The organism is Gelidimonas diazotrophica (assembly GCF_055694025.1).
Genome location: NZ_CM146349.1, coordinates 3,284,782 through 3,306,230, shown reverse-complemented (window position 1 = coordinate 3,306,230; position 21,449 = coordinate 3,284,782). Strand labels below are relative to the sequence as shown.

General features: G+C 55.1%; 20 protein-coding genes. 18 read left to right on the top strand and 2 right to left on the bottom strand.

Annotated elements, in window-relative coordinates; translation table 11 throughout:
• Positions 1-35 precede the first annotated feature (35 nt).
• A complete protein-coding gene (locus KGFNPO_RS15380; RefSeq protein WP_472634505.1) occupies positions 36-1,343 on the top strand; it encodes a sensor histidine kinase in 1,308 nt (435 codons plus the stop codon).
• 16 nt (positions 1,344-1,359) lie between these two features.
• Here the strand turns inward: KGFNPO_RS15380 and KGFNPO_RS15375 are convergent, their stop codons facing one another.
• Positions 1,360-2,271 carry a LysR family transcriptional regulator gene (locus KGFNPO_RS15375; RefSeq protein ID WP_472632110.1) on the bottom strand — a complete coding sequence of 304 codons (912 nt, stop codon included), beginning with the start codon at positions 2,269-2,271 and terminating at the stop codon, positions 1,360-1,362.
• A 128-nt stretch (positions 2,272-2,399) separates the two neighbouring features.
• Here KGFNPO_RS15375 and KGFNPO_RS15370 point away from each other — a divergent pair, with 128 nt between their 5' ends.
• The 17 genes from KGFNPO_RS15370 to KGFNPO_RS15290 all read left to right on the top strand — a co-directional run bounded on the left by KGFNPO_RS15370 (position 2,400) and on the right by KGFNPO_RS15290 (position 20,067).
• Entirely contained in the window at positions 2,400-3,863 is a 1,464-nt protein-coding gene (locus tag KGFNPO_RS15370; protein ID WP_472632109.1) for a form I ribulose bisphosphate carboxylase large subunit, read from the top strand.
• A 42-nt stretch (positions 3,864-3,905) separates the two neighbouring features.
• A complete protein-coding gene (locus KGFNPO_RS15365; RefSeq protein ID WP_472632108.1) occupies positions 3,906-4,325 on the top strand; it encodes a ribulose bisphosphate carboxylase small subunit in 420 nt (139 codons plus the stop codon).
• A 33-nt stretch (positions 4,326-4,358) separates the two neighbouring features.
• A complete protein-coding gene (gene cbbX, locus KGFNPO_RS15360; protein WP_472632107.1) occupies positions 4,359-5,291 on the top strand; it encodes a CbbX protein in 933 nt (310 codons plus the stop codon).
• Positions 5,285-6,052: an HAD family hydrolase gene (locus tag KGFNPO_RS15355; protein WP_472632106.1), complete on the top strand. Its 768-nt coding sequence runs from the start codon at positions 5,285-5,287 to the stop codon at positions 6,050-6,052. Before cbbX ends, KGFNPO_RS15355 begins: the two co-directional genes overlap by 7 nt.
• Before the next feature lies 1 nt (position 6,053).
• Positions 6,054-6,749 carry a ribulose-phosphate 3-epimerase gene (gene rpe / locus KGFNPO_RS15350; protein WP_472632105.1) on the top strand — a complete coding sequence of 232 codons (696 nt, stop codon included), beginning with the start codon at positions 6,054-6,056 and terminating at the stop codon, positions 6,747-6,749.
• Positions 6,750-6,768: 19 nt separating this feature from the next.
• Entirely contained in the window at positions 6,769-7,857 is a 1,089-nt protein-coding gene (locus KGFNPO_RS15345; protein WP_472632104.1) for a class 1 fructose-bisphosphatase, read from the top strand.
• Between the two features lie 18 nt (positions 7,858-7,875).
• Entirely contained in the window at positions 7,876-8,760 is an 885-nt protein-coding gene (locus KGFNPO_RS15340) for a phosphoribulokinase (RefSeq protein WP_472632103.1), read from the top strand.
• A 12-nt stretch (positions 8,761-8,772) separates the two neighbouring features.
• Positions 8,773-10,788, top strand: coding sequence for a transketolase (gene tkt / locus KGFNPO_RS15335; RefSeq protein WP_472632102.1), 2,016 nt, complete (start codon positions 8,773-8,775; stop codon positions 10,786-10,788).
• Complete coding sequence (gene gph, locus KGFNPO_RS15330; protein WP_472632101.1) at positions 10,788-11,471, top strand: phosphoglycolate phosphatase; 684 nt, start codon at positions 10,788-10,790, stop codon at positions 11,469-11,471. The genes tkt and gph overlap by 1 nt, the downstream gene beginning before the upstream one ends.
• A 20-nt stretch (positions 11,472-11,491) precedes the next feature.
• Positions 11,492-12,505 (top strand): type I glyceraldehyde-3-phosphate dehydrogenase, encoded by a 1,014-nt coding sequence (gene gap / locus KGFNPO_RS15325; protein ID WP_472632100.1) that lies wholly within the window; start codon positions 11,492-11,494, stop codon positions 12,503-12,505.
• A gap of 116 nt (positions 12,506-12,621) precedes the next feature.
• Positions 12,622-13,815, top strand: coding sequence for a phosphoglycerate kinase (locus KGFNPO_RS15320; RefSeq protein ID WP_472634504.1), 1,194 nt, complete (start codon positions 12,622-12,624; stop codon positions 13,813-13,815).
• Positions 13,815-15,263 (top strand): pyruvate kinase, encoded by a 1,449-nt coding sequence (gene pyk, locus KGFNPO_RS15315; RefSeq protein ID WP_472632099.1) that lies wholly within the window; start codon positions 13,815-13,817, stop codon positions 15,261-15,263. The genes KGFNPO_RS15320 and pyk overlap by 1 nt, the downstream gene beginning before the upstream one ends.
• Positions 15,264-15,290: 27 nt before the next feature.
• Positions 15,291-16,355 carry a class II fructose-bisphosphate aldolase gene (gene fba, locus KGFNPO_RS15310; RefSeq protein WP_472632098.1) on the top strand — a complete coding sequence of 355 codons (1,065 nt, stop codon included), beginning with the start codon at positions 15,291-15,293 and terminating at the stop codon, positions 16,353-16,355.
• Positions 16,356-16,828: 473 nt separating this feature from the next.
• The gene (locus KGFNPO_RS15305) at positions 16,829-17,578 is read left to right on the top strand and encodes an SDR family NAD(P)-dependent oxidoreductase (protein ID WP_472632097.1); all 750 of its coding nucleotides are present in this window, start codon (positions 16,829-16,831) and stop codon (positions 17,576-17,578) included.
• A 104-nt stretch (positions 17,579-17,682) separates the two neighbouring features.
• Positions 17,683-17,880 (top strand): DUF3079 domain-containing protein, encoded by a 198-nt coding sequence (locus KGFNPO_RS15300; RefSeq protein WP_472632096.1) that lies wholly within the window; start codon positions 17,683-17,685, stop codon positions 17,878-17,880.
• Between the two features lie 502 nt (positions 17,881-18,382).
• Positions 18,383-19,309, top strand: coding sequence for an ABC transporter ATP-binding protein (locus tag KGFNPO_RS15295; RefSeq protein ID WP_472632095.1), 927 nt, complete (start codon positions 18,383-18,385; stop codon positions 19,307-19,309).
• Entirely contained in the window at positions 19,306-20,067 is a 762-nt protein-coding gene (locus tag KGFNPO_RS15290; RefSeq protein ID WP_472632094.1) for an ABC transporter permease, read from the top strand. The genes KGFNPO_RS15295 and KGFNPO_RS15290 overlap by 4 nt, the downstream gene beginning before the upstream one ends.
• Positions 20,068-20,152: 85 nt before the next feature.
• On the opposite strand, the gene KGFNPO_RS15285 is transcribed toward KGFNPO_RS15290, so the two are convergent.
• Entirely contained in the window at positions 20,153-21,364 is a 1,212-nt protein-coding gene (locus tag KGFNPO_RS15285) for a YbfB/YjiJ family MFS transporter (RefSeq protein ID WP_472632093.1), read from the bottom strand.
• Between the last annotated feature and the right edge of the window lie 85 nt (positions 21,365-21,449).

Here is a 21,449-nt window from a genome sequence, read left to right as displayed (position 1 = left end):
CCAGCGATGCAGTTGCCTCGACCGCGGCGCTGCCGATGGAGGGCATCGACGAGGCGACGTGGATGGACGTGATCCATAAAATGGACGAAGTCTATTCGCAGCTGGTCAAAGACGAGATCGTCCTCGAAGAAAAAAACGCACAGCTTGAAGATTCGCAGCAGTTCATCTTCAGCGTGCTGTCGGCCATGTCGGATGTGTTGGTCGCCTGCAATCGGGCTGGCGACATCGAAGAAACCAATGCCGCATTGCGTAAGCTGGTCGGTGTGGGTGAGGATGATCTGCGCGGCATGCCGATCTATCAATTGCTGGCCGATTCCGCCAGCATCGACACCATCCGTCGGGTCGTCGAACAAACCTCGCCGCAGGCTGTCAGTAAGGTGGTTGAGATCAACCTGGCCCATCCCGTGCACGGTGCGGTGCCAGTCGATGTGAACTGTACGCAGAGGCGGGATAGCCTCGGAAAGTTGGTCGGTTATGTGTTCGTGGGACGGCCGATGGGCGAGCTCAAACGGGCGTATGGGGAGCTGAACGATACCCACGAAGCACTCAAGCGCACCCAACAGCAATTGCTCCATTCGGAAAAAATGGCGTCGCTCGGGCGGCTGGTTGCGGGTGTCGCGCACGAGTTAAACAATCCCATCAGTTTTGTTCTGGGTAACGTGCATGCGCTCAAGCGCTACAGCGAACGACTGACCTTGTATATGACGGCGCTGCATGAAAAGGCATCACAAAAAGGGCTGCTCGCCTTACGTGAGGAGCTGCGTATCGACCACATCCTGCACGATCTGCCTTCGCTGATCGAGGGTACGCTGGAAGGCGCACACCGCACCACAGACATCGTTAATGGCCTCAAGCGCTTTTCCGCAGTGGATCGGGAAGAGCGCATCAAGGTCGATCTGAACGGCGTCATCGAACGAGCTATTCACTGGATCAGTAAAGGAGTCGCCCCCCAATTTATCGTGCACTGGACGCCTGGTGCAGAGTTGAACGTGATGGGGAATGCCGGTAAGCTGCTGCAAGTGCTGATGAACCTGATCACCAATGCGTACGATGCTGCACTGGCGGCCGGTATCGTTACGCCGCAGTTATGGATTACGGCGCAGGTTGATGTACACGTCGTTTCGCTTTTCCTGCATGACAATGGCAGCGGAATTTCGCCGGATCATCTGGCTCACATCTTCGACCCGTTTTTTACGACCAAGCCCGTTGGCAAGGGAACGGGCCTCGGGCTTTCGATCAGCTACGGCATCATCGAGCAGCACGTGGGTAAGCTGTATGCGCGCAACCATCCAGAGGGTGGTGCGGAGTTCGTGATCGAACTGCCGCTGGCGCCGTCCGAGTAGGTGTCCTGCGTCGATATTACGCCCAGAGATTGATCAGCGGACCTGCCTCTTCAATCATAAAGGACTTCAACACGCTGGCTGCCGGCGAAAGCCGTTTCGATGCCAAGTGCGTAACATGCCAGTGGCGCACAATCGGCAAACCCTCAATATTCAACAGCACAAGATGGCCAGACGCAAGCTCGTGTCGGGTGGTGCGCAGCGACAGGAAACTAAGCCCCATACCTGCCATGACAGCCTGTTTGATGGTTTCATTGCTCGGCATTTCCATCACGATATGCGGGTTTATTCCATATTCGGCAAACAGTTGCTCCATTAATTTTCGGGTGCCAGAACCGCTTTCCCGCACCACAAAATCTTGCTCGTTCAGCATTGACAATGGCGCATGACGTCTGCGCGACAAAGGATGCTCTGGTGCACTGATAACTCCCATCGGATTGGTTGCAAATGCAGTGGAGATACATTCGATAGTGTCAGGAGTGTGTCCCATGATCACCAGGTCGATCTCGTTACGCGTGAGCAGGTTCACGATGCTCTCGCGGTTGTGAATTTGTAACGCCACTTCAATGTCCGGGAACTTCTTGCGAAAGCGCACCAGCAGCATCGGCACGAAATACTTCACCGTGCTGACAATTGCCAGTTCAACGCGCCCCTTCTTGATGCCACGCCGTTCCGCCATCGCATCTTCCAGTTGCTTCAACTGCGCAATGGCAGCAATCGCGTACTGCTGAAAATCCTGCCCGGCATCAGTGAGCCGAATTTTACGGCCGGTCTGCTCATAGAGCGGCATGCCGACCGCTTCTTCGAGTTGGCGCATCTGCATCGATACCGCCGGCTGGGTGACGTGCAGCTTTTCAGCCGCGCGCGAAATAGACAGTTGGCGAGCGACTTCGAGAAAGGTATCGAGTTGGCGGAGGGTATAGCGGCGCATGACTTGTCAATCTATAAGTATTTACTGATGAAATTTAAATTTTTATTTATTAGACCTGATGCTATTCGTTTTATATAGTGAAGTCCATAGGAAGTCAAACGGGCCTCGGCCCAACTGAGGAGAGCGCGATGGGAAGCAACGAAGCAACACAAATTACGGATTCTAAGAAACGCTATTCAGCCGGGGTTCTTAAGTACGCACAGATGGGCTATTGGGATGCCGACTACGTGCCGAAGGAAACCGATGTGCTGGCCGTTTTCCGCATCACGCCGCAGGATGGCGTCGATCCGATCGAAGCCGCAGCAGCAGTGGCTGGTGAATCATCAACGGCCACCTGGACTGTCGTATGGACTGACCGGCTGACAGCATGCGACATGTATCGCGCTAAAGCGTATCGGGTTGATCCGGTGCCGAATAATCCAGGACAATACTTCTGTTGGGTAGCTTACGACCTGTCACTGTTCGAAGAAGGCTCGATTGCCAACGTTACCGCTTCCATTATTGGTAACGTCTTTAGCTTCAAACCGTTGAAAGCAGCGCGCCTGGAAGATATGAAGTTTCCGGTTGCCTACATCAAGACCTTCCCTGGCCCACCGACCGGCATCATCGTCGAACGTGAACGCCTGGATAAATTTGGACGTCCTCTGCTCGGCGCAACCACCAAGCCAAAACTGGGCTTGTCAGGACGCAACTACGGTCGCGTAGTGTATGAAGGCTTGAAAGGCGGTCTTGATTTCATGAAGGACGACGAGAACATCAACTCGCAAGCATTCATGCACTGGCGTGACCGTTTCCTGTTTGTAATGGAGGCAGTAAATCGCGCATCGGCTGCCACGGGTGAAGTTAAAGGCCATTACTTGAACATTACCGCCGCTACCATGGAAGAAATGTACCGTCGTGCCGAGTTCGCCAAAGATCTGGGATCGGTTGTCGTCATGGTTGATCTGGTGGTCGGTTGGACTGCTATCCAATCCATGTCCAACTGGTGCCGGCAGAATGACATGATGCTGCATATGCACCGCGCCGGACACGGCACTTACACGCGGCAAAAAAATCACGGCGTATCGTTCCGTGTGATTGCTAAATGGTTACGTATGTGTGGTGTCGATCATCTACACGCAGGGACTGCAGTCGGCAAGCTCGAAGGCGACCCTATGACGGTGCAGGGCTATTACAACGTTTGCCGCGACACGCAAACCAAAGTCGACTTACAACGCGGTAACTTCTTTGATCAGGACTGGGGCTCATTACGCAAGGTCATGCCAGTCGCATCCGGCGGGATTCATGCAGGGCAGATGCATCAGTTACTGGACCTGTTTGGCGATGATGTGGTGTTGCAGTTCGGTGGCGGCACGATTGGTCATCCGCAAGGCATTCAAGCGGGCGCAGTCGCCAACCGTGTAGCGTTAGAAGTCATGGTACTGGCACGTAACGAAGGCCGAGATATCAAGAACGAAGGGCCAGAAATTCTGCGTGATGCTGCCAAATGGTGCACGCCATTGAAAGCGGCGCTCGATACCTGGGGTGAGATTTCATTCAACTACACCTCAACCGATACGTCTGATTTTGCCCCAACGGCTTCCGTTTCCTAACGCAAGCAAGCACGTTCATACAAAGAATTGAAGAGGAATATCATGCGAATTACACAAGGCACATTTTCATTTTTGCCCGATCTGACCGACGAGCAAATCACCAAACAGATAGATTATTGCCTCGGTAAAGGCTGGGCGCTGGCAATCGAATATACCGACGACCCACATCCACGCAATACCTATTGGGAAATGTTCGGGCCGCCGATGTTCGATCTGCGCGACCCGGCCGGGATCATGCTGGAACTGAAAAACTGTCGTAAAACATTTGCCAACTATTACATTCGCATGACGGCGTTTGATTCCCGCCAAGGCGTGGAATCTCTGGTGATGGCGTTTATCGTCAACCGTCCTGAAGTCGAGCCAGGCTTTCGATTGGTCCGTCATGAGGAGGCCGGCCGCACGATTCGTTACAGCATCGAGAGCTATGCGGTGCAGGCCAAGCCAGAGGGTGCGCGTTACTGATCCGTCTTTCATCGTCTTTATATCGAGTTCATCATGCAAACGCCGAACATCACACCCGCCGCACCAGCAAATCCGTTTGCGCTGGCACTAGCCAGTTCAGGCATTACGGAACTACTGGCGCAACTGGACCGTGAGTTGATTGGCCTGGCGCCGGTCAAGCAACGCATCCGTGACATTGCAGCATTGTTGTTAGTGGACAAACTGCGTTCTGAACGCGGCTTTTCGGCGGGAGCTCCGAGCCTGCATATGTGTTTTTCTGGTAATCCAGGTACAGGGAAAACGACCGTTGCTTTACGTATGGCAGCCATATTGCATCGCCTGGGTTATGTCCGTAAAGGGCATTTGGTTTCGGTAACACGCGACGATCTGGTGGGTCAATATATCGGCCACACCGCGCCCAAGACCAAGGAAGTTCTGAAGAAAGCGATGGGCGGCGTGTTGTTCATCGATGAAGCTTATTATCTTTATCGCCCTGAAAACGAACGTGACTACGGTCAGGAAGCGATTGAAATTCTGCTGCAAGTGATGGAAAACAACCGGGATGATCTTGTGGTCATTCTGGCTGGTTACAAGGACCGCATGGATAAGTTTTTCGAATCCAATCCTGGCATGTCGTCACGTATTGCCCATCATATTGATTTTCCTGACTACGGCGTCGGTGAATTGGGGCAGATCGCCGACCTGATGCTGGAAACCATGCAATACCGCTTTGACGACGATGCGACGCGTGTATTTACCGACTATCTGGAACGTCGCATGGCGCAACCGCACTTTGCCAACGCACGCAGCGTGCGTAATGCACTGGATCGGGCGCGGCTGCGACATGCGTCACGACTGATGCAAGACTCAGCTGCGGTAGCTGATGATTTATTACTGACGACCATCACTGCACCTGATCTGCTGGCCAGTCGCGTATTTACAAAGCCAAACCCGCAGACCGATGCGAAGGAGAAAGCAGCATGTTAAAGGCACTGATCTTTGATGTGGACGGCACCCTGGCCGATACCGAGACCGCGCATCGCGATGCATTTAACGCGGCGTTTGCCGAGGTCGGCCCCGATTGGCACTGGAGCGAGTCTCTTTATGCCGGCCTGCTCGACGTGGCAGGTGGCAAGGAACGACTCCAGTATTACTGGAACATGATCGATCCGGACGAGGCAGGCGGCAGCAGGGTCAAGGAAATGATAGCCGCGGCGCATGCCATCAAGACGCGGCACTATGAAACCATGGTCAGTGGCGGCAAGCTCTCCTTGCGCCCCGGCATGCTGCGACTCATTCGCGAAGCCCATGCAGCGCAGATGCCGATGGCGATCGCCACCACCACCACGCCTGCCAATATCGATGCGCTGCTGCGCACGCCGCTAGGCAGCGATTGGCGCAGTCTATTTGTCACCGTATGCGATGGGTCCACAGTCAAAAACAAGAAGCCTGCACCGGATGTGTATCTGGCCGCACTCGAAGTACTCGCGCTGCCTGCATCAGAATGCCTCGCTTTCGAAGATTCGGAGAATGGCCTGCGCGCTGCCCGTGCGGCGGGAATACCGACATTGATCACGCCAACCGCTTATACGGTCGGACATCAGTTCAACGATGCACTTCTTGTGCTGCCGCATCTGGGTGATCCAGACCAACCGATGGGCCAGCATGTTCCCGGTGCAGACCAGCGCTGGGTCGATTTGGCAGCGCTACGGCGCTGGCATAACGGCACCTTATTTGAGGCGGCATAAAATGAAAACGTCAGACATTCGCATCGCACCTTCGATTCTTTCTGCTGACTTTTCCCGGCTGGGAGAAGAAGTGCGCGCCATCGAAGCCGCCGGGGCCGCCCTGGTCCATTTTGACGTGATGGATAACCACTACGTGCCCAATCTGACCATCGGCCCGCTGGTGTGTGAAGCGATCCGCCCGCATGTGACGATCCCGATCGACGTGCATCTGATGGTCGAACCGGTGGATGCGCTGATTCCACTGTTTGCGAAGGCGGGCGCCAATATCATCACCTTCCACCCGGAAGCGAGCCGCCACGTCGATCGCACGCTCAGCCTGATCCGCGAGCATGGCTGCAAGGCCGGGTTGGTATTCAATCCCGCCACGCCACTGGATTTGCTCGACTATGTAATGGATAAAATCGACATGGTGCTGTTAATGAGCGTCAATCCAGGCTTTGCTGGCCAAAAGTTTATCCCCAGCACACTCACAAAACTAAAAGCAGTACGCGCTCGTATTGATGCCCATCAGGCTGCCGGCGGTCAAGACATCTGGCTTGAGGTCGATGGCGGCGTCAAGGCAGACAACATCGGTGTTATTCAACAAGCTGGAGCCGATACCTTTGTAGCCGGTAGTGCAGTTTTTAGCGCACCGGACCCAGATAAAGGTTACCGCACCATCATGCAGCAACTACGCGCGCAAGCCTTCACCCTATAAAAACACATCGGAGATCATCATGCCATTGACCCAGAACCGCACTACCCTGACCCAGTTCTTGATTGAAGAACGGCGCCGTTATCCGGAAGCCGGCGGCGATTTCAATGGCTTGATTTTGAATGTTGCGCTGGCATGCAAGAGCATTGCGCGTGCTGTGGCCTTTGGCGCGCTGGGCGGTGTACTCGGCAATGCGGGTGGCGCAGGCGGCTCAGTCAATGTCCAGGGTGAGACGCAAAAAAAACTCGATGTCATGAGTAACGATGCTTTCTTGCATGTCACGGAATGGGGCGGCCAACTGGCCGGAATGGTATCCGAAGAAATGGAGTATCCGTATCAGATTCCAGACCAGTTTCCCAAGGGAAAATACCTGTTGGTGTTTGACCCGCTCGATGGCTCTTCCAATATCGACGTCAATGTTTCGGTGGGTAGTATTTTCTCGATACTGCGCGCACCAGATGGTATCCAAAGCGCCAGCGAAAAGGATTTCCTGCAACCGGGTGCGCAGCAGCTTGCTGCAGGTTATGCCATATATGGGCCAGCAACCATGTTGGTGCTGACCGTGGGGAACGGCGTCAACGGCTTCACCCTCGATCCTAATTTGGGCGAATTCATTTTGACCCATCCCAGCTTGCAAATCCCGCCAGATACGAATGAATTTGCCATCAATGCATCGAATAGCCGCTTCTGGGAAGAACCGATTAAACACTATGTGGATGAGTGCATGGCCGGTAAAGCAGGGGTGCGCGGTAAGGACTTCAATATGCGCTGGATTGCCTCCATGGTGGCCGAAGCGCACCGCATTCTGATGCGCGGTGGTGTGTTCATGTATCCACGCGACTGTAAGGACCCCGACAAGCCAGGTCGACTACGGCTGCTGTACGAAGCTAATCCGATCGGCTTCATCATGGAACAGGCAGGCGGTAAAGCCAGTACCGGTCGTCAATCGATCATGGCAGTGCAACCGACGTCGCTGCATCAACGTATCGGTCTCATCTTTGGTTCGCGCAATGAAGTCGAGCGTATCGAGAGCTATCACAATGCGCCGCAGAAGGATGATCTGCCGAATCCGCTATTCAATGAGCGCAGCCTGTTCCGTGGATCTAATTAATTTTTTCGAGAGCACATCATGTCTGAATGCCATCCAATTATTGCCATTACCGGCTCGTCCGGCGCGGGTACCACATCCGTTACCCGTACCTTTGAAAATATCTTTCGCCGCGAGAACGTGCGCTCGGTCATTATCGAAGGCGATAGTTTTCATCGCTATGACCGTAACGAAATGAAGGTGAAACTTGCCGCGGCTGAACAAATCGGCGATATGAATTTCAGTCATTTCGGTCCAGATACCAATCTGTTTGCGGAACTTGAAACCCTGTTCCGCACCTATGGAGAGACTGGCGCCGCCAAATGTCGCAAATATCTGCACGATACTGAAGAGGCCGCCCCGTACAAGCAGGAACCAGGCACCTTTACCCAATGGGAGGATTTACCCGCCGATACCGACCTGCTATTTTACGAAGGGTTACATGGCGGCGTGGTCAACGATAAGGTCGATATCGCGCGGCATCCCGATCTGTTGATCGGCGTGGTGCCGGTCATTAATTTGGAGTGGATTCAAAAGCTGTGGCGCGACAAGTCCAAGCGCGGCTATTCGACCGAGGCGGTCACCGATACCATCCTGCGTCGCATGCCGGATTATGTGAACCACATCTGTCCGCAGTTCTCACACACCCATGTGAATTTTCAGCGCGTGCCCTGCGTGGATACCTCCAACCCGTTCATTGCGCGTGAAATCCCGGCACCGGACGAGAGCTTTGTGGTGATCCGCTTCGCCAATCCGAAGGGAATCGATTTTCAGTATCTGCTGAATATGATGGCCGATTCATTCATGTCGCGCGCCAACACCATCGTGGTGCCGGGCGGAAAAATGGAATTAGCGATGCAGTTGATTTTCACGCCCTTCATCCTGCGCATGATGGAGCGCAAAAAGCGCGCTCTGGGCACACTTTAAGAAAGGTTTCTCATGAATGCTCCTGACAAAGCGGTGATTACCGGCGCCACCCCCGCAGACGCATTGCGCTTTTTGGCCGCCGATGCGGTAGAGAAAGCGAAATCCGGTCATCCCGGTGCCCCGATGGGGATGGCCGAAATCGCCGATGTGTTATGGCGGCGCCATCTGCGCCACAACCCGGCAGACCCGAAGTGGATCAACCGCGACCGCTTCGTGCTGTCCAACGGCCATGCCTCCATGCTGATTTACGCGCTCTTGCATCTGACCGGTTACGACTTGCCGATCGAGGAAATCAAACAATTCCGTCAGATGCATTCGAAAACACCGGGCCATCCGGAAGTCGGCATGACGCCGGGTATCGAAACCACGACCGGACCGCTAGGCCAGGGACTATCCAACGCAGTCGGCATGGCGCTGGCGGAAAAAATGCTGGCAGCCAGCTTCAACCGTCCGGGTCATGCCATCATCGACCACCACACTTACGTGTTTGTGGGTGACGGTTGCTTGATGGAAGGTATCAGTCATGAGGTGTGCTCGCTGGCGGGTACGCTCGGATTAGGCAAGTTGATCTGTTTTTACGACGACAACGGCATTTCCATCGATGGCAACGTCAAAGGCTGGTTCAACGACGACACACCCAAGCGCTTTGCCGCTTATGGCTGGAACGTGATCGCTGCTGTCGACGGACATGATGTCGAAGCGCTCGACGCCGCGATCCGGCAGGCCAAGTCGCAACACAGCCGACCTACCATCATCTGCTGCAAAACCGCGATTGGTCAGGGCGCACCGACCAAGGCCGGGGGCCACGATGTGCATGGTGCCCCACTTGGCGCCCAGGAGATTGCGGCGATGCGCGAGCAAAAAGGCTGGACCGCTGCACCGTTTGAGGTGCCGCCGGAGATGGCGGCGGCGTGGGATGCGCGCGACGTCGGTCGCGCCTTTCAGTCCGAATGGGAAGCGCGTTTTGCTGCTTATCGGACCGCGTTTCCCGAGTTGGCCGCCGAACTGGCCCGCCGTACCGCAGGCATCCTGCCCGCGGCGCTGTCCGAGCAGTTTGCGCAGCTGATCAATACTCCTGGCGAACTGCACAAGAAGGTGGCAACCCGCAAAGCCTCGCAAATTGTGCTCGAACATATCACGGCGACGCTACCTGAGTTTTTTGGCGGATCGGCGGATTTATCCGGCTCCAACCTGACCAATGTCAAGGCATCGGTGTGGGTCAATCATCATGGCAGCGGGAATTACCTGAGCTATGGCGTGCGCGAGTTCGGCATGGCCGCCATCATGAATGGCATGGCACTGTATGGCGGCTTTATTCCGTACGGCGGCACTTTCATGACGTTCTCGGATTATTCGCGTAATGCGATCCGCATGGCGGCGCTGATGAAACAGCGCGTGATTCATGTCCTTACGCATGACTCTATCGGCCTGGGTGAAGACGGACCGACACACCAACCGGTTGAACACGCAGCCAGCCTGCGCTTGATTCCCAATAACCGGCTCTGGCGCCCATGCGATGGGGGCGAGACCGCCATCGCCTGGCAAGCGGCAATCACGCGTGCGGATGGCCCGACCTGTCTCGTGCTTTCGCGCCAGGCATTGACGCCTTTCGAGCGTAATCCTGAGCAAGTCAGCAATATCGCTCGTGGCGGCTATGTATTGATCGATTGCGCAAAGCCTCAGGTGGTGCTGATTGCGACGGGTTCTGAAGTGGAAATAGCTGCGACGGCAGCCGTGCAATTAACCCAAAAAGGCGCTGCCGTACGGGTGGTTTCTATGCCATGCGTTGAAGCTTTTTATGCGCAGGATGCCAACTACCGCAACCGTGTTTTGCCAAAGGGTGTTCCTCGCGTGAGCATCGAGGCAGGGGTGACTTGGTTCTGGCGCGCAGTCGTGGGAGAAAACGGCATCGCCATCGGTATCGATACCTTCGGTGAATCAGCTCCTGCGGAACAACTGTATGAGCACTTCAAGTTGACGCCTGCGCATATGGCCGAATGTGCGCTTGCTGTGATCAAGGGTTGCTAATGAACAGCATCGATACATCGCCGCGTGCGGTCCTGATCGACCTCGATGGCACGCTGCTAGACACGGCACCCGACATTGTTGCGGCTGCCAACCGGATGCTGGACGAACTGGACTCACCGCCTTTGCCATTCAAGACGGTGCGTAGTTTCATCGGTAAAGGTGTGCCCAATTTGGTGCGTCGCATACTTCATGCCAGTGGCATTTCCGACACATTTGATGAGCCGTATGCGCAAGAAATGTTCTATGCGCATTATCGGGATACAAACGGTCACTTCGGTACCGTGTTTCCTGGCGTGCGAGAGGGTCTGATGGCATTGAAAGAGGCAGGTTATCGGCTGGCCTGTGTCACTAACAAACCGTTTGAATTTGCCGAATCTTTGCTGCAGATCTCCGGATTGGATGGGTATTTTGACATCCTGGTGGGTGGCGACTCCATACCGCAGATGAAACCCGCACCGGAGCCGCTGTTACATGCCTGCCGCGTGCTGGAGGTAAGTCCGGAAAGATCGTGGATGGTGGGGGATTCGGCAGTCGATGTCATCGCTGCCCGCGCCGCCCGGATGCCGGTCTATATCGTGCGCTACGGCTACCCGGGACCGGATGGATACAGCGGCATGCAATGTGACGCCTTGATTGAATCCTTTAATGAATTACCGGCTCTGCTTGCACAGTCGTCCCTGTAATCAGAATGAGAAACGACACTATGACCATCAAAGTCGCCATCAATGGCTATGGCCGCATCGGCCGCAACGTACTTCGTGCCCTTTACGAAGGGAATAAAAAGCATGACATTCAGATCGTTGCGATCAACGACTTGGGCGACCCGGAAATTAATGCGCACCTGACCAAATACGACACCACGCATGGCAGATTCCCCGGCAGTGTGATGGTAGAAGGCAACTGCATGGTAGTCAACGGCGACCGCATACGCGTGCTGGCCAACCGCAATCCGGCCGAACTGCCTTGGGGCGAACTGGGTGTGGATGTGGTCCTGGAGTGCACAGGCTTTTTTACAACCAAAGAAAAAGCGTCGGCACACATTAAAGCCGGTGCGAAAAAGGTCATCATCTCCGCACCCGGCGGCAAGGATGTGGATGCGACGATCGTGTATGGCGTGAACCACCAGGTGCTCAAGGCAAGCGACACCGTCATTTCCAACGCATCCTGCACTACCAACTGCCTGGCGCCACTGATCCAGCCGTTGCACGAAAAAATTGGCGTAGTCACGGGCCTGATGACCACCATCCATGCCTATACCAACGATCAGGTATTGACTGATGTGATGCACGAAGACCTGCGCCGCGCTCGTTCGGCCACGATGAGCATGATTCCGACCAAAACTGGTGCGGCCGCAGCGGTGGGACTAGTGCTGCCTGAACTTAATGGAAAACTCGACGGTTATGCGATACGGGTGCCGGTTATCAATGTCTCGATGGTGGACTTGAGTTTCATCTCCGAACGGGAAACCAGCATCGCCGAAGTCAATGCCATCATGAAACAAGCGTCCACCTCAGACGCACTGAAAGGGATTTTGGGTTACACCAACGAACCCTTGGTAAGCGCGGATTTCAATCACAACCCGGCATCCAGTACCTTTGATGAGTCTCTCACCAAGGTATCCGGCAAGCTGGTCAAGGTTGGTAGCTGGTATGACAACGAGTGGGGCTTTTCGAACCGGATGCTCGACACTACGGTTGCGTTGATGGCGGCGAAGTAATAGCGGAAATAATAATAGCGTCTGCCGCTTGATGCGGTCATTCGACAGTGCGTAATGTTGTCGTTTCGATCTGATTGATGTTACTCGAATTTCAAACTAGAAAAGCGATGATCACTATGCAATTCAAGAAACTGACGGATTTTTCCGTTGCGCAACTGGCCGGACAACGCGTTTTCATTCGGGCCGACTTCAATGTGCCGCAAAACGCCGCCGGCAACATTACCGACGATACGCGTATCCGCGCTGCGATGGCGGGGGTACGTTTCGCACGCGATGCTGGTGCGCGGGTGATGGTGACTTCGCATCTGGGACGTCCAGTCGAGGGTGCGCTGTTACCGCGTGATTCACTCGCGCCGGTTGCGCGGTGCTTAAGCCAGCACTTAGGTCAACCTGTGCGATTGGTGTCAGACTGGATTGATGGCAGTTTTGACGTATCGTCGGGCGAGGTGATCGTACTCGAAAATTGCCGTGGCAATGTCGGTGAAAAAAGCAACGACACCACGCTGGCAAAAACGATGGCATCGCTATGTGACATCTATGTCAACGATGCGTTCGGCACCGCGCACCGTGCCGAGGCCAGCACCGAAGGCATCGCCCGTCATGCCAAAATTGCCTGCGCAGGCCCACTGATGGCAGCCGAGCTGGGCGCCTTGACCACCGCGCTGGCGAACGCCAAGAGACCGCTAGTGGCGATTGTTGCTGGTTCCAAAGTCTCGACCAAGCTCACCATCCTCGAAGCGCTGGCTGACAAGGTGGATCAATTGATTGTCGGTGGTGGGATTGCCAATACATTCCTGCTGGCGCAAGGCACGCCAATTGGCAAGTCGCTGGCGGAGCCTGATCTGGTGGAGGAAGCTCGTCGCATCATTAACAAAATGCAAAAGCGTGGCGCGGCCGTGCCGTTGCCAAGTGACGTGGTATGTGCCAAACGCTTCTCTGCTGATGCAACGCCTAGCATTAAATCGATCAAAGACGTTGAATCCGATGATCTGATTTTCGACATCGGTCCGGACAGCGCAGCAGCGCTGGCGTGTACGCTTCAAACAGCCGGTACCATCGTCTGGAACGGCCCGGTGGGTGTATTCGAGTTCGAGGCATTTTCGGAAGGCACCCGCGTGTTGGCCCGGGCAATTGCCGACTCTCCGGCCTACTCCATTGCTGGAGGGGGCGATACCGTCGCCGCGATCAATGCATTCGGTATCGCAGACCAGATCGACTACATTTCGACAGCTGGTGGTGCGTTTCTGGAGTTTCTTGAAGGCAAGGCACTCCCCGCCATAGAAGCGCTCAAACAGCGTGCAAGCATCTGATGATGGATACTCTATTTACACAGCGCACCAAAATTGTAGCCACGCTAGGGCCGGCCTGCGACGACACGGCCACCTTGAAGCTTATGATTGAGGCAGGCGTAAGCGTCGTACGGCTGAATTTTTCTCATGGAACCGGGCAAGAACATCTGAACCGCGCTGCGATGGTGCGAGAGATAGCGGCGCGTATCGGACGTCCTGTCGCCATCCTGTGCGACTTGCAGGGTCCCAAGATTCGCATTGGAAAATTCAAGAACGGCCAGGTGACGCTCGTTGCAGGAGCAGCATTTGTACTAGATTCCGAATGCGTAACAGGTGATGAATCCCAATGCGGCATCGATTACAAGGAACTGCCGCAAGACGTTTCAGCAGGAGATGTGCTGTTGCTGGACGACGGCAGGATCGTCCTCGATTGCATAGCAATTGACGGCACACGTATCGCCACCACGGTACGTCACGGCGGCATTCTGTCGAACAATAAAGGCATCAATAAGCAAGGCGGCGGACTGACTGCACCCTCATTGCAAATCAAAGATATTGAAGATATTGAAATCGCCTCGAAAATGGGTGCGGACTACCTGGCCGTATCCTTTCCTAAATGCGCTGCCGATATGCAACTCGCACGGAAAATCATGCAGCAGCATGGCGGGCGTGCAATGTTGATAGCCAAGATAGAACGAGTAGAAGCGATCGCGGCATTGGAAGCAATTCTTGAGGCATCCGACGGCATCATGGTGGCGCGTGGCGATCTTGGCGTCGAAGTTGGGGACGCAGCAGTGCCGGCACTGCAAAAACACATGATTCGTGTTGCACGCGAGATGAACAAGCTGGTCATCACGGCGACGCAGATGATGGAATCCATGATTGCATCGCCCATCCCCACACGCGCCGAAGTATCCGACGTAGCCAATGCCGTTCTGGACGGCACCGACGCCGTGATGCTGTCCGCCGAGTCCGCTGCAGGAAAATACCCGGTGCAAGCGGTGCAGGCGATGGCGCGCACCTGCATCGCGGCAGACAAATCCCTGCCGGTGCGGCTCGATCAGGAGTTTTTAAATCGGAGTTTTACGCGCATCGATCAGTCGATTGCCATGGCGGCGTTGTTTTCCGCGCATCATCTGAAAGTGAAGGCGATAGTTGCCTTGACCCAATCGGGTTCGACCGCACTGTGGATGAGCCGTTTGAACTCCGGTGTTCCTATTTACGCCATTACCCCTGATCCGGCAACCTATACGCGGCTGGCGCTATACCGTGATGTACGCAGTTTGCTAATGCCAACCCATGCCAAAAACCGGGATCAGCTTCTGGTTGATGCCCAAACTTTGCTGCTTGAGAACGGTGTGGTCAAACACGGCGATCTGCTGGTGTTGACGGTTGGTGAATCGATCGATACTGCTGGCGGCACGAACACGTTGAAAATCGTGCGTGTCGGTGAAAAATTCAATGTTTGATACCTCAGACCCTTTAAGGAGATTTACATGTCCCTCGTATCGCTACGCCAATTGCTAGACCATGCTGCCGACCACCAATATGGTCTGCCTGCTTTTAACGTCAACAATCTGGAACAGATTCTCGCCATCATGCAGGCGGCAGATGCTTGCGACAGCCCAGTGATCCTACAAGCCTCGGCTGGTGCGCGTAAATATGCTGGTGAAGCATTTTTGCGCAAGATGGTGGAAGCAGCGGTGGAAGCCTATCCGCATATCCCGATCTGCATGCATCAGGATCATGGCGGCAGCCCTGCGGTATGTCAGGCTTCGATCCGTTCCGGTTTTTCCAGCGTAATGATGGACGGTTCGCTGATGACAGATATGAAAACGCCTTCGTCCTATGACTACAATGTGGAAGTAACCCGCAAGGTGGTGGACTTCGCACATTACATCGGCGTATCGGTCGAGGGTGAGCTGGGGTGTCTGGGTTCGCTCGAATCCGGTCAGGCGGGTGAGGAAGACGGCTCCGGCGCGGAGGGGATACTGACGCACGACCAATTGCTGACCGACCCTGCCCAAGCCGCCGACTTCGTCCAGCGAACCGGTGTGGATGCTCTGGCGATTGCAATCGGCACCAGCCATGGCGCCTACAAGTTCAGCCGCAAGCCTACCGGTGACATTCTGGCGATTAGCCGTATCAAGGAAATCCATGCGCGCATTCCCAATACCCACCTGGTGATGCACGGTTCCTCTTCCGTGCCGCAGGAATGGCTGGACATCATCCGCCAGTATGGCGGTGACATGAAGGAAACCTATGGTGTGCCGGTTGAAGAAATTCTGGAAGGTATCAAGCACGGTGTGCGCAAGGTCAATATCGACACCGATATCCGCCTGGCAATGACCGGCGCAATGCGCCGCAGCATGGTCCAGCATCCGTCCGAATTCGATCCGCGCAAGTTTTTCAAGGACGCCACGGCAGCAGCCAAGGAAATATGCCAAGTGCGCTTTGAAGCGTTCGGCTCAGCCGGACAGGCGTCGAAGATAAAGGTCACACCGCTGGAACGGATGGCGCAGCGCTACATCAAAGGTGAACTGGATGCTGTTGTGCATTAATGGTGCATTCATTGTGGCCTACCTTATTCAAAGGACCTCGATCACGCGCTGCTGCGTCTGGCGCCGCCGGTTGCGCAGTGTTTGAGAACGTAGCCCAATCCTTTGATTTATGATTTGTGCGGGAGTATGCCTATAAACATGTGTATTACCGCATTATTTGTATGCGGTTATTAAATATACATTGACCGGTATGTTTATAGTCACAGGAAGTTTTCCACATAATCGTAACTATGCAGCCGGCATACTAATGAAGAACTGCCGGCGGTAACCGCGCGGTGCATTTAAACCAGTTCCAGCGCCACAATCTTTGCGTCGTACAGAAGTTGGCGCTGGGCTGACCGCACTTCGCGATTGCTCAAACGCTCTCTGCTTCGACACGCCATAAAAGATATACTTTACATATATCTATGTTAGAGTAATTAGAGGAGTGACTGATAAGCATCACAACGCAGAACAATTTTTCGGGAATATATATGAAACGTTTAGACGGCAAGATTGCAGTGGTAACCGGAGCGAGCGGTGGCATCGGCCGCGCGATTGTTGAACATTTTGTCGCTGAAGGGGCGAAGGTTGTTGCTTTTGCACGCAATGGCGACAGCCTGCGGGCGCTGGAAGCAGCCAGCCCGGGCCGGGTGAGCGCTGTGATCGGCGATGTCACCCGACAGGAAGACTTGGAACGCTTGCTCAAGACCGTCGTTGAAAGTGTTGGCGCAATTGATATCCTGGTGCCGAATGCCGGCATTGCCCGCGTTGCTTCCTTTGAAGACAGTACGGCCGCCGCATTCGCGACGCAGTTTTCGGTGAATCTGTTCGGTGCGGCCGAGACAGCGCGCCTGTTTGTCCCGCACATCCGCAAGGGCGGCTCGATACAGTTCATTACGACCTTTCTGACGCAGGTGGGATTCCCCGGGTTGGCAATTTATAGCGCCAGCAAGGCAGCGCTCAAATCCCTGTCGCAGACCCTGGCTGCGGAACTCGCGCCAAAGGGCATACGCGTCAATTCCATCGCACCGGGCCCGATCGCCACAAATTTGTGGGCAACAGTTGGGCTGCCCCCCGACGCCCTCAATGCAGTCGCAGAAAAAATCAATGCGCGGCTGATGCTGGGTGCGTTCGGCCTGCCAGAAGACATTGCCGAAACGTCCGTTTTCCTCGCCTCGGACGCGGCGAAAAATATCTATGGGCAGGAAATCGTAGTCGACGGCGGATACACCATTGGTTAATGAATGCGTGCAATAGATGCTGCCGCATTTTGTGCTGCGTGTGTTCCATGTGCGCCGTTAACTGATCGCGCCTGAACGCTACTCATCAGAAGTAAGGTACCCAAATGGCAAAGAAATTTCCCTTGAATCCAGAGCATCCCGAACGACTTTGCTGGGGATGCGACAAGTATTGTCCTGTCGGTTCCCTAGCCTGCGGAAACGGGTCCGAGCGCACGCAGCATCCGGCTGAACTGTTTGGAGCGGACTGGCTCGAATGGGGCCTCGACTCTGGCGCAAAACCGGCAGAGCCTGCGGACAGCTGACGCTAACTCCTGCTCCTACTGGCGATCCTTGAAGATGCGGTCCGGCCCATACGGCATCGGCCGCGCGCAAGGACTGGTAAACACCGTGCTGACGTTCGTTCGGCAAGCGTTTCTCGCTGCAAGCCAAAACCGGCACCGCGCTCGATTTGTTTTATACCTGGCCCTTTGATTGATGGTTTGTAGGGGGTATGTCGATAAACATGTGCGTTACCGCATTATTTGTATGCGGTTATTAAATATACGTCATCCAGTATGTTTATATTTGCAGAAACACCGGTCCTGTCACGAGAAAACTGAACAAGTATTCCAACGGTTTTTGGTAGGTTGGGTTAGCGTAGCGTAACCCGACATTCGTAGCCGCAAATGTCGGGTTACGCTACGCTGACCCGACCTACGAAGCTGATCGTTGTGCATTTTTTCGTGCTTTTCGTGTCTTTCGTGGACAATGCTTTTCATATTTCGTACTCCGTGCGTACTGTCAGTTTACAAAATCGATCGGCTCATGCAAAACATCATATCCATAGCAAATCTCTGCAAGACCTACGCCTCTGGCTATCAGGCCCTCAAAAACATCAATCTGGAGATCCGCCGTGGAGAAATCCTGGCATTGCTCGGTCCCAATGGCGCCGGAAAGACTACGCTGATTAGCTGCATCTGCGGCATCCTGAATATATCCGAGGGAACGGTGCGGGTTGATGGGCACGACATCGTCACTGATTTCCGCGCCACGCGATCCCTGATCGGTCTGGTGCCGCAAGAGCTGACCACCGATGCCTTCGAAACAGTGTGGGCGACGGTATCCTTCAGCCGTGGACTGTTCGGCAAACCGGCCAATCCCGCCTACGTCGAAAAAGTTCTCAAGGACTTGTCGCTGTGGGACAAGAAGGATAACAAGATCATCACCCTGTCCGGCGGCATGAAGCGTCGTTTGCTGATTGCCAAGGCGCTGTCGCATGAACCGCAGATCCTGTTTCTCGACGAGCCGACCGCCGGCGTCGATGTCAACCTGCGGCACGACATGTGGCAACTGGTGCGTTCGCTGCGGGATAGCGGCGTGACCATCATCTTGACCACCCATTACATTGACGAGGCCGAAGATATGGCCGACAGAATCGGCGTGATCAACAAGGGTGAGATCCTGCTGATTGAGGACAAGAAAGAACTGATGCGAAAACTAGGCAAGAAATTGCTGACGCTGCAGTTGGAGCAACCGCTAGAGCGCATCCCGAGCGAACTTGCCGCCTACAACCTGAACCTATCGGGCGATGGCAGTCAATTGATCTATACCTACGCAACGGAAGGGGAAAGGGTCACCATCATTTCGCTGCTCAACGCCGTGAGCGCAGCGGGCATCGGATTCAAGGATATTCAAACCACACAGAGTTCGCTTGAAAATATTTTCGTCGATCTGATAAAGGCTGAACAATGAATTTCCACGCAATCCGCGCCATGTATATGTTCGAGATGGCGCGCGCCTGGCGCACTCTGTTGCAGAGCATCGTCGCCCCGGTGATTTCGACGTCGCTGTATTTTGTGGTCTTCGGAGCCGCGCTAGGCTCGCGCATCACCGAGATCGACGGCATCAGCTACGGCGCATTCATCGTCCCGGGACTGGTCATGTTGTCGTTGCTGACGCAAAGCGTCTCGAATGCCTCTTTCGGAATTTATTTCCCCAAGTTCACTGGAACCATCTACGAGCTGCTGTCTGCGCCAGTGTCGTATCGGGAGATCGTGGTCAGCTATGTCGGCGCCGCAGCGACGAAATCGATACTGCTCGGCCTGATCATTTTGGCCACGGCCGGGATATTCGTTCCGCTGCAGGTGTTGCATCCGATTTGGATGATCCTGTTTCTGGTACTGACGGCCGTGACCTTCAGCCTGTTCGGTTTCATCATCGGCATCTGGGCCGACAATTTCGAGAAACTGCAACTGGTTCCGCTGCTGATAATCACGCCGCTGACCTTCCTCGGCGGCAGCTTTTATTCGATCAAGATGCTGCCGCCGATCTGGCACACGATCAGCCTGTTCAACCCGGTGGTTTACCTGATCAGCGGATTCCGCTGGAGTTTTTACGGCAATGCCGATGTGAGTATTGCGGTCAGCCTCAGCATGACCGTGGTGTTTCTGGCCGCATTCCTGGCGATAGTGGCGTGGATATTCAAGACCGGCTACCGACTCAAGTATTAATGCCTTATTAATATTATTAAGCCGTCAGTCATGCGCAATTAACGCGAAATTTCCGACACACCTGCGCCCGGACGTTGAGCAGGGTTCAGTGTCGCGGGCAGGACGCATGGATCGAGGCCACAGCCGTAGCATCGCGCATTTCTACGGCCTTGAGCGCCAGCAGTAGCAGCGTGCCGACGACCATCACCCCAGCCGCAAAGTACAGACCGGCGTTATAGCTGCCAAGGTGGGCGGCCAGCGAGCCCGTGATTGCCGGGCCGACGATCTGGGCTGCGCCGTAAGAGAGCGTCATCTTGCCCATCATCTTGGCCGGGCGGGTCGGGTAATAGCGGCCCGCCATGGTCAGCACCAGGCTCACCATGCCGATGAACGTTCCACCGAAAAGCAAGGCCCCGAAAAGAGCGGCAAACAGGCCGCCGACCATGACCGGCAACAAGATCCCTATGATTTGCAGTGTGGAAGCCAATATCAGGGCGTTGAGGTCCCCGGTGCGGCGGGCGATCAAGTCCCAATTGATGCATGCCGGCGCGGCGCCAATCCCGATCGCCAGGAACACCAGGTTGCCCTGTCCGGCCAGTCCCGGCAACTTGTTCACGATGGCGACGATGAAGGTCGCGCTCACCACGTAGCCGAAACCGGCACAGAAATAAGCGGCCATGAAGATGCGCAGATAAAGCGGGCTCGGCGGATGGTCTTCCATCTTCTGCCCGCTTTTCGTCAAGCTGCTTCGATCCGGCGCGGGCAACCAGCGCAACGCGGGCACCAGGAGCAGACAACCGAGGGCGGTAAAAGCGAACCACTGCTGGCGCCAGTCCAGCCACGGACTGAACAGCGTCACCGCGGCGGCGCAGCCAGCGATGCCCAGGCCAATACCGGCAAAATGAATGCCTAATTCGCTCCTGTGGTTGTGGCGGATCAGCCAGTTCAGGATCAGGCCTGTCCCGAGCAGCATGCCGGCGGCGCTGCTGAGGCCGGCGATGTACCGGGACAGGGCCCAGATGGTGATGTCCGTGGTCAGGCCCATGACCGCGGTGCTGGCAATGGCCAGCACCATGCCGATACGGTACAGCCGATCCTTCAGCACCAGGTCGCTGATGAGGGAAGCGATGATCGCTCCGCTCAGGTAGCCGGCGTAGTTGATGGCCGCCAGCCAACCGGCTGCGGCAACGCCAAGCCCCGCTTGCTGCTGCATCAGCGGCAACAAGGGCGTATAGGAAAAACGGGCAACGCCCAACACCAGGATCAGGCTGAAGATGCCGGCACTGAGGACCTTGAGGCGCTCTCTCTGTTCACGCATATTGGAACTCTTTGATTTTATTTTGGACATTGAAAGCGCGCTGTTACTGCGTTGTACCCATGAAGTTTATCGCGCTGCGGCCCTT

Bases quoted from the DNA above. Each gene is read 5' to 3' on its own strand.
- KGFNPO_RS15380 (WP_472634505.1), top strand. From the start codon at position 36: ATGGAGGGCATCGACGAGGCGACGTGGATGGACGTGATCCATAAAATG.
- KGFNPO_RS15375 (WP_472632110.1), bottom strand. From the start codon at position 2,271: ATGCGCCGCTATACCCTCCGCCAACTCGATACCTTTCTCGAAGTCGCT.
- KGFNPO_RS15370 (WP_472632109.1), top strand. From the start codon at position 2,400: ATGGGAAGCAACGAAGCAACACAAATTACGGATTCTAAGAAACGCTAT.
- KGFNPO_RS15365 (WP_472632108.1), top strand. From the start codon at position 3,906: ATGCGAATTACACAAGGCACATTTTCATTTTTGCCCGATCTGACCGAC.
- cbbX (WP_472632107.1), top strand. From the start codon at position 4,359: ATGCAAACGCCGAACATCACACCCGCCGCACCAGCAAATCCGTTTGCG.
- KGFNPO_RS15355 (WP_472632106.1), top strand. From the start codon at position 5,285: ATGTTAAAGGCACTGATCTTTGATGTGGACGGCACCCTGGCCGATACC.
- rpe (WP_472632105.1), top strand. From the start codon at position 6,054: ATGAAAACGTCAGACATTCGCATCGCACCTTCGATTCTTTCTGCTGAC.
- KGFNPO_RS15345 (WP_472632104.1), top strand. From the start codon at position 6,769: ATGCCATTGACCCAGAACCGCACTACCCTGACCCAGTTCTTGATTGAA.
- KGFNPO_RS15340 (WP_472632103.1), top strand. From the start codon at position 7,876: ATGTCTGAATGCCATCCAATTATTGCCATTACCGGCTCGTCCGGCGCG.
- tkt (WP_472632102.1), top strand. From the start codon at position 8,773: ATGAATGCTCCTGACAAAGCGGTGATTACCGGCGCCACCCCCGCAGAC.
- gph (WP_472632101.1), top strand. From the start codon at position 10,788: ATGAACAGCATCGATACATCGCCGCGTGCGGTCCTGATCGACCTCGAT.
- gap (WP_472632100.1), top strand. From the start codon at position 11,492: ATGACCATCAAAGTCGCCATCAATGGCTATGGCCGCATCGGCCGCAAC.
- KGFNPO_RS15320 (WP_472634504.1), top strand. From the start codon at position 12,622: ATGCAATTCAAGAAACTGACGGATTTTTCCGTTGCGCAACTGGCCGGA.
- pyk (WP_472632099.1), top strand. From the start codon at position 13,815: ATGATGGATACTCTATTTACACAGCGCACCAAAATTGTAGCCACGCTA.
- fba (WP_472632098.1), top strand. From the start codon at position 15,291: ATGTCCCTCGTATCGCTACGCCAATTGCTAGACCATGCTGCCGACCAC.
- KGFNPO_RS15305 (WP_472632097.1), top strand. From the start codon at position 16,829: ATGAAACGTTTAGACGGCAAGATTGCAGTGGTAACCGGAGCGAGCGGT.
- KGFNPO_RS15300 (WP_472632096.1), top strand. From the start codon at position 17,683: ATGGCAAAGAAATTTCCCTTGAATCCAGAGCATCCCGAACGACTTTGC.
- KGFNPO_RS15295 (WP_472632095.1), top strand. From the start codon at position 18,383: ATGCAAAACATCATATCCATAGCAAATCTCTGCAAGACCTACGCCTCT.
- KGFNPO_RS15290 (WP_472632094.1), top strand. From the start codon at position 19,306: ATGAATTTCCACGCAATCCGCGCCATGTATATGTTCGAGATGGCGCGC.
- KGFNPO_RS15285 (WP_472632093.1), bottom strand. From the start codon at position 21,364: ATGCGTGAACAGAGAGAGCGCCTCAAGGTCCTCAGTGCCGGCATCTTC.